General features: G+C 52.1%; 8 protein-coding genes and 1 pseudogene. 6 read left to right on the top strand and 3 right to left on the bottom strand.

All coding sequences use genetic code 11. From position 1 onward, the window contains the following. Positions 1–238 precede the first annotated feature (238 nt). The 3 genes and pseudogenes from HMPREF3044_RS10970 to HMPREF3044_RS12750 form a co-directional block, all read right to left on the bottom strand. The gene (locus tag HMPREF3044_RS10970) at positions 239–1,048 is read right to left on the bottom strand and encodes an IS1634 family transposase (protein ID WP_246821051.1); all 810 of its coding nucleotides are present in this window, start codon (positions 1,046–1,048) and stop codon (positions 239–241) included. A 275-nt stretch (positions 1,049–1,323) separates the two neighbouring features. After that, positions 1,324–1,978: pseudogene (locus HMPREF3044_RS10965) on the bottom strand (transposase); the annotation flags it as partial. Between the two features lie 71 nt (positions 1,979–2,049). Continuing rightward, complete coding sequence (locus tag HMPREF3044_RS12750; RefSeq protein ID WP_141759691.1) at positions 2,050–2,556, bottom strand: hypothetical protein; 507 nt, start codon at positions 2,554–2,556, stop codon at positions 2,050–2,052. Positions 2,557–3,047: 491 nt separating this feature from the next. Here HMPREF3044_RS12750 and cas7u point away from each other — a divergent pair, with 491 nt between their 5' ends. From cas7u to cas2, 6 genes are read left to right on the top strand one after another with little or no spacing between them, the layout of a single operon-like run. Next, the gene (cas7u, locus tag HMPREF3044_RS10955; RefSeq protein ID WP_070741653.1) at positions 3,048–4,265 is read left to right on the top strand and encodes a type I-G CRISPR-associated RAMP protein Csb1/Cas7g; all 1,218 of its coding nucleotides are present in this window, start codon (positions 3,048–3,050) and stop codon (positions 4,263–4,265) included. Between the two features lie 3 nt (positions 4,266–4,268). Further along, entirely contained in the window at positions 4,269–5,825 is a 1,557-nt protein-coding gene (gene csb2 / locus HMPREF3044_RS10950; protein WP_083318160.1) for a type I-G CRISPR-associated protein Csb2, read from the top strand. After that, the gene (cas3u, locus tag HMPREF3044_RS10945; protein ID WP_070741650.1) at positions 5,822–8,497 is read left to right on the top strand and encodes a type I-G CRISPR-associated helicase/endonuclease Cas3g; all 2,676 of its coding nucleotides are present in this window, start codon (positions 5,822–5,824) and stop codon (positions 8,495–8,497) included. Before csb2 ends, cas3u begins: the two co-directional genes overlap by 4 nt. Continuing rightward, positions 8,494–9,525 carry a hypothetical protein gene (locus HMPREF3044_RS10940; RefSeq protein WP_070741647.1) on the top strand — a complete coding sequence of 344 codons (1,032 nt, stop codon included), beginning with the start codon at positions 8,494–8,496 and terminating at the stop codon, positions 9,523–9,525. Before cas3u ends, HMPREF3044_RS10940 begins: the two co-directional genes overlap by 4 nt. After that, positions 9,522–11,123: a CRISPR-associated endonuclease Cas4/Cas1 gene (locus HMPREF3044_RS10935; RefSeq protein ID WP_070741644.1), complete on the top strand. Its 1,602-nt coding sequence runs from the start codon at positions 9,522–9,524 to the stop codon at positions 11,121–11,123. Before HMPREF3044_RS10940 ends, HMPREF3044_RS10935 begins: the two co-directional genes overlap by 4 nt. Then, positions 11,120–11,419 (top strand): CRISPR-associated endonuclease Cas2, encoded by a 300-nt coding sequence (gene cas2 / locus HMPREF3044_RS10930; RefSeq protein WP_070741641.1) that lies wholly within the window; start codon positions 11,120–11,122, stop codon positions 11,417–11,419. The genes HMPREF3044_RS10935 and cas2 overlap by 4 nt, the downstream gene beginning before the upstream one ends. The last annotated feature ends 304 nt before the right edge of the window (positions 11,420–11,723 follow it).

Raw genomic sequence — 11,723 nt, 5'->3', positions numbered from 1 at the left:
ATACCCGCTAACGCAGCCTATTTTCCACACCCCCTCGGAGCGCACTCGCTAACGCAACCCACTACTTATCAAATACGGAGTCCAGTTGGACCCTTTTACCGGCACCGGCACGTTCATGGTGCGCTTGCAGCAGTCGGGGATCATCACACCTGAAGATATGGTCTGCAAGTACGCCAGCGAGTTACATGCCACGGAGCTCATGCTGCTTGCCTACTATGTGGCCCCGAGTTGGCTCATTTTAGTGCACCCTTGGTGGGTGGAGGATGTTGTTGACGAGGGTGTGGATGTTGTCGGGTAGGGGTACGGTGGCGTGGATGGTTTGTCCGTTGACTTCTAGTTCGAAGCTTCGGTAGCGCCGTAGCGTTCGCACCAGTTTCTTAAGCGACATGCCGGAGTACTCCACCATTTCGTGAGCGACAGCGAGTGCTGCGGTGACGATGGTGATGTGGGCGTTGATGGAGTCCTCGGTGCGGTGGTAGATGGGGCGGGCTTTCAGATCAGATTTCTTCATGCGAAACGACCGCTCCACGTTAATCAACCTGCGATAATACGTAATCACATCCTCGGCAGGCATCGTCACCAGGTCTGTTTCATACCCTTTGATACCAGCAAGATCGGTGTGCTTCTTGGCAAGGGCGTAGTTGACTTTCTTGTTCGGGGCTTTCAGATCCACATACTTATTACGCTTAATACTTGTTTCGCCTGCGACTGCCCGTTTAGCTTTATCAACCTGCTCGTTAATACCCCTGAGTGTTCGTCTGGCTCGATCACGCGAGTAGTGGTAGAACGTCACTGAATCCGGGGCACCGCTTTTGCGCCCATCGGTAAACGATGGTTGGCGCCACACCTGCCCGTGCTCATAGTCTGTACCGGGATTATCCTTCTTCCATTCGGCGATCACTTCGGGAAGGTTCGGGGTTTTCACCGACAAGAGATAGTGCAACCCACTATCCACAATGGCTTTCTTATTCCCTGCAGAAAACATGCCCGCATCAGCAACAACCGTGACACCACTAAGCCTGTAGGCCTCCTGCATCCGCCGAATCATCGGCAACATCGTGTGTGTTTTAAGCTTTGTTTCCCCCAAACGCCCCCACCGTTAAGGGGAAACCCGTGGAGTCGGTTAAAAGCCCCACCAGGATTTGTGGCTCCACACGGCGTTCTTTGGAAAACCCTGGTTTGCGCAGATCATCGGGCGTATCGGTTTCGAAATGCAAGGTGGTGACATCGTATAAAAGAAACGATCCCGGCCCGATACCAGCATGAGTTGCTAGTGCCTCGGTAATAATCTCCCTGAAACCATCGGTGGCATACTCCGGAAGTTTTCTGGCTCTTCCGGTTTAACCAGGACTGTAACGCCTGTGAGGACCGTCCTTTGACCACATCCAACAACCGCGCCGGCTTGTTGGTCATGTCCACAATCACAGTGACAAACCCATCACCATGGGCTTTTAAGGTTATGCGACCACTTATGCTCATCAACCCCAATGACACGCACCCCAGTCAGATGGTCAGGGTCGTGATAGATCAACTCATGTGCTTGATCTAAGGCCAGCTGGCAACACAAATCCCACCCGATACGCAGCGCTTTCGCCACCGCACGCACCGACATCCGGTCAATCGCTAAACGCTGCAATATCCAGCGGGTCACCCGTCTTGTGGTTTTCTCACCATCAAAAGCACAGTCCAAACCAGCTTGGAAAATCCTACGCGAACACGCCTGATTAACACACAGGTACCGTGGCAGGCGCACCCTAAGCCTCGTTGGGAAACCCACCACCGGCAGGTCCACACGCTCACGGACCACATGATCACGTTTTACACCCGGTTGCGTGCATGCCGGGCACTGGTTGATGGGATCAACAGCCACCGCATCAATAATGGTCACATCCCCACCATCAGCGGCTCCAGTGATCATCAACCCCAACTCAGCGGTGCGGCAAATGGTGTCAGCGATCAGGTTTCCACTAGGCTTCACGATAAGGGTCCTTGCTTGGTCAGATTTTGGATTCGACACCTAATATCTCTACCAAGCAAGGACCCCCACATCTAGTGCCACGCCCAACACACCCCAACCACACCCACGCACTCTAAAACCGGAAGAGCCAGTTTTCTTTTGATTGTTGTATATCCCGCTGATGTCACACCTACGTCTGCCAGTGTTTCAATCGATTCCAGTTTGGAACCTGGATGGATAAACCGGGCGCGCACCACATCCCGAAACACCGTATCCCCACCACAGGCCGCATCAAGACCGATCCGATCGAAACACGCATCAATGCAGTCCAACAGGATTCCTGCCCGTTCCGCTGTGACAGGAACAGGATTATTCTCGCTTCCCACACCCGCATCCTCAGATGCGACTACCCCTAGATCCAGTGACATGTGGTCCCCATCGATAATCCGCTGCGCCTGCGCCTTCAAAAGGGCATACTCGCGGTCAGTGTGGGCGGAACCAACGTGGGTAATGTTTTTTGACCCATGTCTTTTGTAATGAACCACCTGCACGGCACGCGCCCCGGACCCGGTTTTTACCGTGCGGATATACGGACTCACAAAATCAGACTACCGACTACCCCCACAAAATACCCGCTTGAGTAGCACCCTTTTTAACCCAACAACAACCAAACCCCCAGGCCCACGTGTCAAGGGTGGTCCTCATCACCCACACGTGAGCCAAGTCGGGACTCCAGATGCAGTTAGCAACTGACTTATTATTCGTTTACCAGCACGAATACCCAAATTCTCGATAGGCGCGAAACCTGATTTCAATCCAGCCAGGTAACATGAGCGTAGCCACACGGCCTTTCATTGAGGTTTTGTTTAAACGTGGGTTATCCGCCTACGAGATTACTTGCCGTGTGGCCCGAAGAAAACTTTTTTTCTACTTTGTTTAAACCTGTGCCGATCCTAACTCTGCTGTGCTAAAGTTTGTCTAGAGCCAGCAACCGCTGGTTTCAAGCCTCGAGTAGTCAGTTCTCACTATATAAAAAGCAATTGCACGAAGCATTGAGAACCGTACATACTTTCGAACGAAAGGATTCGTCATGGAATCTACCTTGACTTTCTCCGACCTGCTCAATGCATGCGCCCAGGGTGGCCCTTCAGTAATGACATCTGTCACCGAGCTCTCCGCTGCAGCAGGAACCCACGCCTCCATCACCCCGGCAAAATTCGTCGAAGGCAAATCTTCCGTCTTCTCATTCGAAACTCGTTATATCGATGGTGAACCGGTGGAAACGGTAATGATCGACAGCATCCCTTCCTCCGCAAACCGGGGCGAATCAGCGATCGTACGGGATATCATGGCTGGCAATAAGGTGCTTGTTCGCATCCCACGCATCGAGCTTGCCTACGGAAATCGGGTGTTTTCCGATATGGATCTGTCTCACCGCTACACCGACGGGCACATCCGCGCTGGCAAATACGAGGATAAACCAGTGACGGATGCCCAGTGGTACAAAAACCTTCGTGATGGTAGCAACCGGAATTACAAGGCCCTGCTCAACACTGCACCAATCGCTCTCGTGTGCGGCGTCTGGGATTCAACCCCCCGCTCAAACCAGACACGTATTCGTCGTGCAGTCACAGGAGAGACAATCGGCGTACTCGCAGATCAGACAAGGCCCGGAGCGGAGCAACAGGGCCCTCGCAGCGGGGCTCGAGTTGATCCGGTTGGCGCTTCCGTCATGTTGGATCCAGGCGACTTTGAGGAGATCGTCGCAAACCAGAAGGCTGCACTTTCTGCAAAGAAGGTAAAGGAGTTCCAGGACGCTATCAAGAAGCTCAAGACGGGACAAAAGATTAGCGGTTCCAAGGTTGGCGTCGGTGCGCTTCCTCCGACACTTGATCCACTCGGTGGCGTATCCTGCTCTCGGGTCATTAGGTCATGGGTGGTCAGTTTCACGGCACTCCGGCAACTGAATTTCGGCGAAACTGCTGACGAAACCATCGCTGGTCGAGCTCTAGTGGCTGCTTTGGCAATCGCATTAGTTGCGCGAGCAGAACGGGAGCTCTATTACCGCTCGAACTGCGATCTCGTTGAGGTCGCAGCTCCCGAGGTCAAACTCGATCTTCGCTACGGAAACTTCAAAAACCTCGAACCGCTCAGCGTTGAGGGTGCCGATAGGTTGCTCTCGGAGGCTATCGACCACGCAGAGAAGCTCGGCGTTGCTGACTGGCACGGACAGGTCAAGAAAGTGGAAGGAAATCCTGCAATTTATAGCAATGCCGTGGCCGATTCCGAAGACAACGAAAGCAACTAAACCATGTCGACATTGACGTTAATTGCGTCGTTTCCCCTCGGCACTTATTACGGCCATCGAAGCGATGGCTCAGTGGAGGCCTTTCCCACCCCAGCACGTCTTCATGCTGCTTTGCTCAGCGCAGCGGCACTGGGGCCACATTCCGAGACAGGGAAACTTTCCGACGCAGCTTTGCAGGCCTTATGGTGGCTAGAAAAGCATCCTCCAACTGGACTATTCCAGCCCAACACAGTCGATCTCGACCCCAGTGGAGAAAGACGCAGCTATCGGGATGTGGGAACATTCGCAAAAGATACCAAAACGAAAGTCGTGCGCAAAAAGATCGAGGAGCGTCCAATTTCCGATGGCGTAGCCATATCCGCACCTTTTGGATTCGTCTGGAATGACGTTCCAGACGACATTCGAAAGACTCTAATCGCCATCGCAGAAGACATACCTTACCTTGGGGAAAGCCACAGTGTCGCAATAGTCACCGCTGGCGAGGTAAAGCCGAATCTGTTACTCTCACCCACCGCAAACTGTTTCACCCCGGAAGCGCACGCTCGACAGGTTCCAACTGAAGGCCGGACAGATACACTCATTGAGGCTTACAACGAGCAATACGGAAAAAGATCTGTCCCGAAATCCCAATACAAGTTCAAGCAATCGCAGGCGCCTCTCAGTGAGATTCCGACTCAGAGCTGTACTACGGAGGCATGGTACGAACCGGCGCAGCTACCGACTTCCACCGATTCGCCGTGGTCAATCGCATATCTTTTCTCTTTAAATGCCACTATTGAAAAGCGAGACAGAGTGACCCTGTGTACACGGATGCACAAGGCGCTCATATCCCTCTTGAGTTTTGGTGCAGCCCCAATTATTACTGGCAAGTACAACCAAGAGGTTCGTCAGCCTGCCAACCGCCTAGCGATCCAGTATCTGACTCCCCAACTCTCGCAGCTCCTAGGTCTGCGGGGTCCACATTTGGCACTGTTTGTACCCACGGGGACTTCACCGTCTGACCTTGCACAAATCCGCAAGTCAGTCGAAATCTCACAAATCTGGTCTAAAAGGATCGGGAGAATCGATGTTTCCTTCACCGGCTCGACACGGTCTGCGTCCTATTTCTGGCCAGCTCCGAAGCCTGGTTGCCTTAGAATATGGGAAACTGAAATGCCGATTATCCCTGAGACACGGATAGTTAAAAGGGGCACGAGAACGTGGACGCTCGGCGACTCGGCGTTACTTTCTGCAGGCTTTGTTTGGCGAGATAGGTTCTCCACCGAAGGCTCCCGCCAGGCCCGCTACCGCTTGCTGCATGACCAAGTAGAGCAGCAAGGAATGCAGGTGCTAGCTACCCATCCTGTAACACGCAACGCTAGAAATTACGCTCATCACACACACGCAAGCGTTCCTGTGCAGCCATATCACGCAGTGATCGATCTAGGTGCACTCTCAAATACCCAAGCGGCAGTCATGCTTGGGCAGTCACGCCACCTAGGTTCCGGGCTATTAAAGCCCATAGACGTTAATCCTGCATCTCTCGAATCAATTGGAGAACTATTAGGAGGTGTCAAATGACCATTCGGACAGGATTATCCCTCGAAGACTTTGATGAGTTTTTCTCCACTCTAAATGATGGCCATCTTCCATATAGCTGGCAGCGCCAACTGCTAGAGCGCCTTGTGGAAACCGGTAACTGGCCCGAGCAGATTTCCGCGCCTACAGGTGCAGGAAAATCATCGGTGGTCGACATCCATGTTTTCGCTAACGCACTCCACGCGGATGGCCTGGCACCGCGCTTGCCTCGCAGGTTACACGCAGTAGTAAACCGCCGCGGTCTCGTGGACAATCAATATGGCCGAGGCGCTCGCATTCAGCAAGCCCTTGAAGCAAGTCTGAAGGATCAGAACGCACCAGAAGTGCTCCAAAAAGTCGCCCTAGCACTAGCGCAACTTGGAGTTGGCAAAAGCACAAAACCGTTGAACGTGTCAGTCCTGCGTGGTGGCTTGTCAACACAGGACTTACCTGTTAACGATTTATCCGTCTGCACAGTGATTGCATCAACGCCCGATATGTGGGGCTCGAGGGCACTCTTCCAGGGGTACGGTGCTACGTACTATGCGCGCTCTCGCGAAGCAACCCTTATGACCAGCGACTCTGTTCTCGTTCTGGATGAAGCGCAATTGAATAAGCAATTGCTCAAGACCGCCCGTCGAATTCGAGAAATTCAGCTCGGAGGAGTTCAGATCGGCGTACCTGCGCTTCAGGTTGTTGAAACGACGGCAACTCCATCAACAGAAGCAGACCCGTCCTCTGCAATCACCGTCACACCAGAAAATCTTGAAACAGGTCGCGACGATACTCTTAGACAACGACTTTACGCGACTAAGCAGATTCATCACGAAATGCTTCCGAAATGGAATGGGAGAAAGAGCAATAGCTCGATAATTAACACCGCGGTTGACAGCATTCAGTCCTGGCTATCATCCCCAACACAAACGGGAACCCTTGGGTGCATTGTCAATCACGTTGACACAGCCCTCAAAATATCAAGCACCCTCCGGAAAGCGAAAGTACGGGTAGAGGTTCTGGTTGGTCCTATGCGACCGTATGACCTCCAAAGACTCACCTCTACATACCCTGGTCTGCTTTCGCCGCACGGGAATGATGAAATCGATGTCATTGTCGCCACCCAGACACTAGAAGTCGGAGTAGACGTAGACTTCCAACATCTGGTGACAGAGTTGGCACCAGCTACATCACTTCAACAACGAATCGGACGACTCAACCGATTGGGGAAGTATGATGCTTCGGAACTCATAGTGCTTGAGCCCACGGACGAAACCGCAATTAGAAATGATTCTCCTCCCTACACTCGTGAGGACTTACTTGATGGATTGCGGTGGATCCGCAAATTCGAGGAGGGGACTGACGTGAATCCGGCGCGACTGCTAAAGCAACCCGCACCTCCAACGCGACCCAGTCGACTGTTACACCAGAGACTCGAATTCCGCGAAGTAGAGCTTTTGGCAAAGAGCTCCGAACACAGAGAATCTCCATTTGAGTTAGATTTGTGGCTCCACGATTCCTTGGACACCGAGACTCCAGTTGCTGGAATCGCAGTACGCTACGGATTGCCTGAGATGCAGGAGGCTGCCGTGGAACTCCTCAATCAGGTACCACCTCGAGCTTTTGAAGTTTTCCCAGCGACAATCTCTATTGTCCACAGGCACGCCACGTATCTGACGCAGCTAAATGGCAAGCATCCAGTTGAAATTCCGCTGTTTATTTACCACGCTGGAGAAGTCAGCATATACACCGACGAGACAAGGGTTTGCCCAGGAGATGTCCTAATAGTGGGCAAGAAGTTGCCACTGACAACTGAGGGCGTAGTGGTGGAGACGATTGAGGATAAGAAAGCTCCAGACCAGGTGTCCTTGGATGACACGAGAATTTTTGTTTACGGTCAATCTAATGCGATTCCCGATGAACTTTTCCGTGAGGCTCAAGAGCTTACGCCCGAAGACTTCATGTCCGAGTGGATAGAGCACTTTCCGGATGACTACGACAAGAGTGTTGAGATTTCAGCAGCGTCCGTGGAAGATCACAGAGGAAGTTTTGCAGCTTGGATACTTGTGCGTGAAAAAACCGTTTTGCAAAAGAACCCGGAAACGATCCAGGAATGGACTAACGCTGGCCCACCCACAATCGAACAGCACCAGTTAGCAGTAGCACAACGCGTTAAAGAACTATGCGCTCGACTGGGAGTGGATACTGAGTATTCCGATCGCATTACTACCGCATGTCTACTTCACGACGAGGGTAAGCGCGATTCCAGGTTCCAACACATGCTTGGCAACTCCCGACCTGACGTTGCCCTAGCGAAAAGCAAAAAACGCAGTAAACAAGAGGTTTCGCGATCACGCGCAGGCAGTGGTTTGCCAACGGGGTGGAGGCACGAACAGTTTTCAGCGGTCATTGCGGAGGATATGCGCAGTGCCGGCGACACTCGAATTGACGAACTTGTGGTGCACATCATTGGTACGAGCCATGGCCGTGGCCGTGATCTCTTCCCTCAAATTGGTGAACAGGTCGTCACCGGTTCTTCAACCGCGGATCGCCTCTTTTCCGAGGGACAGTGGGAAAGCCAAGTTCGTCATCTAACTCGTGAACTCGGTGCCTACACACTCGCATTATGTGAGTCCCTGGAACGCGCCGCTGACGGACAGATTTCAGGAGAAGGACGATGAAGCAAAAAATTACTGTGGCCGGCGATATTACCTCTGGGCTTGCGCATTTCGCGCTAGCAGGGCTTAGCCTCCTCGCGAGATCGCTCACCAATTCGAGGATTGTGACGTACTGGAATCAAGATCCCAGCCCAAGAGGAGTCCTTGAAGTAGATGATGTCCATCCAGAGCAGCTTGCGGAGCAAATTCGAATATTGTCGACACGATGGGCTACAGGGTGGACCTCCGTAAGAGTTAAGTACGCTGAAGGAACCTTTTCCCCTATCAGCCCCAGATTTAAAGCCATCGATCCCCAGAAGCATCCAGACGACTGGATAGAGCATCAAGTAGCTAGAACAAATATTCTGGATGAGCTGTATAAGCAAGATGACATGCTTGCACTACAGCTGATTCAAGGACTTGGCGAGGCTGCATACTGGCGTTTCGACGGCAAAGATCCTCGCCCCGATCATGGAGCTTCTCGGTGGGAAATGAAGACGCGAAATCGCGGAGAAGAGTTTGTCTCTCAGAAACTATTTAAATACGTGGAAGAGTTAGCAGAGTGGTCTCCTGACAAGATTTTGTCTGGTATCAAGGGTGAAAACGCGACGGATCCTTTCGGCAAGGAGGATTCCCGCACTCCTTCGGGCTTCACACCACCGGGAGAGACTGACCTGGCTCTAGCTTTCACCGCTCTCCTTGGAATCGGACAATTCCCTCTGACCTTGCGAATCGACAAAATGTCAGTGACTCCCGGCGCCTATCCGAACTCAGATTTGCATCCGAAGGTCGCGGTGCTCCCTGTTTCAACCGTACCCATTACACCGGAGAGATTCGAAAGTATCGCGCTTTCTAAGGATTGGGCTATCATCACCCAGGTTTTGGGCTCAAGGATATTGAATAGAAAGTGTGATGCGTCCGGCTTAGAAGAAACTTCTACGAGGCTGAAACAGTACGGAATTCCTGGCGCCGCAGTTTTCCGAATTCACCGTGGCGGGAGTTCTACGGCACCCGAAAGATACTTCGAAAAGGGAAAGATCCATTTATTATGATCGCGGACGAGGATTTTCTCCCGCTTAGCCTGGTGCTGCATTCTGTGTTTTGTGAGCGTCGAGCTTGGCTGGAAGCTAATGGTGAATCCATATTCACCTACCAAATGGAAGCTGGTACAAAAGCGCACCACGCCGTGGACACACCTTCCAACACTCGCTCCCACCGAGCAACTTCTCTTTCACTGCGTTGCGAGTCTCTGGGGATTGTAGGAAAAGCAGATGTTGTCGAGTTTTATGATGAAAATCAAGTGGGCATTGTGGAGCACAAAGCAACTCCAGTACGTAGAAAGGCCGTAGTGACGCCGGCAAACCGGTTACAACTTGCGCTCCAACGTGTATGTCTGACTGACATGGGCTTCGATGTAATCGAGCAAGCAATCTACTTCACTGATCATCGGCGCAAAATCCGAATCGATCTCGACGACGCCGACATACGAGATGCTCAGCAAGCAGTATCTAGAACCCGCGCAATCGTTGACAATGAAAGTGCACCCCCTCCATTACTCAATGATGAAAGGTGTGCTCGCTGTTCTCATTACTCGGTTTGCCTTCCTGATGAGCACCATGGCGGGCAAGTACGGCGACGATTGAATGCTTCTGACCCTGACAGCCAGATTCTCCATCTCACCGTACAAGGATCACGCGCGAGTATTCGGAACGGCAGAGTAATAGTGGAAAAGGCCGGTGAACGGCTCGCTGACGCGCCTCTTGAGCGTGTTCAAGGGGTAGTTATACACGGTAATGTGGACATCTCGAGTGCTTTGCACAGAAATTTCCTGTGGCACAACGTTCCGGTGGTGTGGTGCTCGACTACTGGTCGGGTCTACGGCTATTCGTGCCCTACCGATGGGCCAAACGCTGCCGCCCGAGTACAGCAACATGTATTAAGCAGTCGTGGGTGCTTACCGATTGCTCGCGGAATGGTGAACGCGAAGATAATGAACCAAGCAACTCTGCTCCGCCGCAATGGTGATTCAGATCGCACAGTTCAGTTACTAATCGATGCCGGCACATGTTCTCTCGAAGCCAAAGATAACCGCCAATTATTTGGCATCGAAGGGGATGCAGCGGCCCTCTACTTTTCAACTTTCTCGACGATGCTCAACAAGGCCCAGATCGACCAATTAGGGTGGACCTGGACTGGCAGGCACGGACGAGGCGCTTCGGACCCAATCAACATTCTCTTGAACTACAGTTACGGACTTCTCCGCGCTGAAGTAATACGCGCACTACTGTCCTGTGGATTAGATCCACATGCTGGATTTTTGCACAGCAGTGGTAGGAACAAGCCTGCTTTAGCCCTTGATCTCATGGAGGGATTTCGAGCTCCGGTGCCTGACTCTGTTGTAATATCTCTCATTAATCGACGAGAAATCAAAGATACCGATTTCACGCATATCCATGGAGTAGCTCGTCTGCGGGATACCGGCAGAAAGAAAATCATCAGAGCATTCGAACGCCGAATTCAAACCAGCATCAAGCACCCCCTCTTCGGCTACGACGCTACGTGGCGACGCGTCATAGAGATCCAAGCGCGTATGATACTCGGAGTTATTGACGGGACACAGCCTTCCTATGAAGGAGTGAAAATTCGGTGAGAGAAGACGCACGACGCACGTTGATTTGTTATGACATTATCAGCGACAGGCGAAGGACTAGGACTGCCAATCTTCTGTCTGAGTATGGCGACCGGGTGCAGTACAGTGTGTTCGTAGTCGACATGTCTCCAGCACGCTTACTTCAGCTCAAGGATCGACTCAGCTCGATCATTGATAATGAGGAAGATTCCATCCTCTTTTGTGATCTCGGTCGTGTTGCTAAGCTTTCCGAACACAAATTCGGCTATCTCAGCCGTTCTCGGGAGGTGACAGACAATGATGTCTTGATCCTCTAACGGCTATCGCCAGATTCACCTCGATTTCCGAGCGCGCCGGTATCACGCAAAACCCGGGTCGCGCTCGTTGCAGCAAAATCTCTGTTCAAACCCGAAAATTCAATAGTGAAGGATGAAGATTAAGTCTCCGAATGCTATCGTCTAACCTAGCGCTCGTTTTGTGTTACAAAAACCCTGTTTATCGCCCTGCTTTTGCAGTGGCTGTCGCTGCTCTTTCGGGAGCAGCCTTTCATTGAGGGATTTACCTATGCCATATCGAAAATAATCCGGTTACGTCGCTGCTCTTTCGGGAGCAGCCTTTCAT

It is taken from the genome of Corynebacterium sp. HMSC073D01 (assembly GCF_001815555.1).
Lineage (GTDB): Bacteria > Actinomycetota > Actinomycetes > Mycobacteriales > Mycobacteriaceae > Corynebacterium > Corynebacterium glucuronolyticum.
The sequence above is the reverse complement of the archived record's forward strand: the minus strand, read 5'-3'. Positions and strand labels throughout refer to the sequence as shown.

Excerpts from the sequence above, each read along its gene's own strand:
- HMPREF3044_RS10970 (WP_246821051.1), bottom strand. The coding sequence starts at position 1,048 with ATGATTCGGCGGATGCAGGAGGCCTACAGGCTTAGTGGTGTCACGGTT.
- cas7u (WP_070741653.1), top strand. The coding sequence starts at position 3,048 with ATGGAATCTACCTTGACTTTCTCCGACCTGCTCAATGCATGCGCCCAG.
- csb2 (WP_083318160.1), top strand. The coding sequence starts at position 4,269 with ATGTCGACATTGACGTTAATTGCGTCGTTTCCCCTCGGCACTTATTAC.
- cas3u (WP_070741650.1), top strand. The coding sequence starts at position 5,822 with ATGACCATTCGGACAGGATTATCCCTCGAAGACTTTGATGAGTTTTTC.
- HMPREF3044_RS10940 (WP_070741647.1), top strand. The coding sequence starts at position 8,494 with ATGAAGCAAAAAATTACTGTGGCCGGCGATATTACCTCTGGGCTTGCG.
- HMPREF3044_RS10935 (WP_070741644.1), top strand. The coding sequence starts at position 9,522 with ATGATCGCGGACGAGGATTTTCTCCCGCTTAGCCTGGTGCTGCATTCT.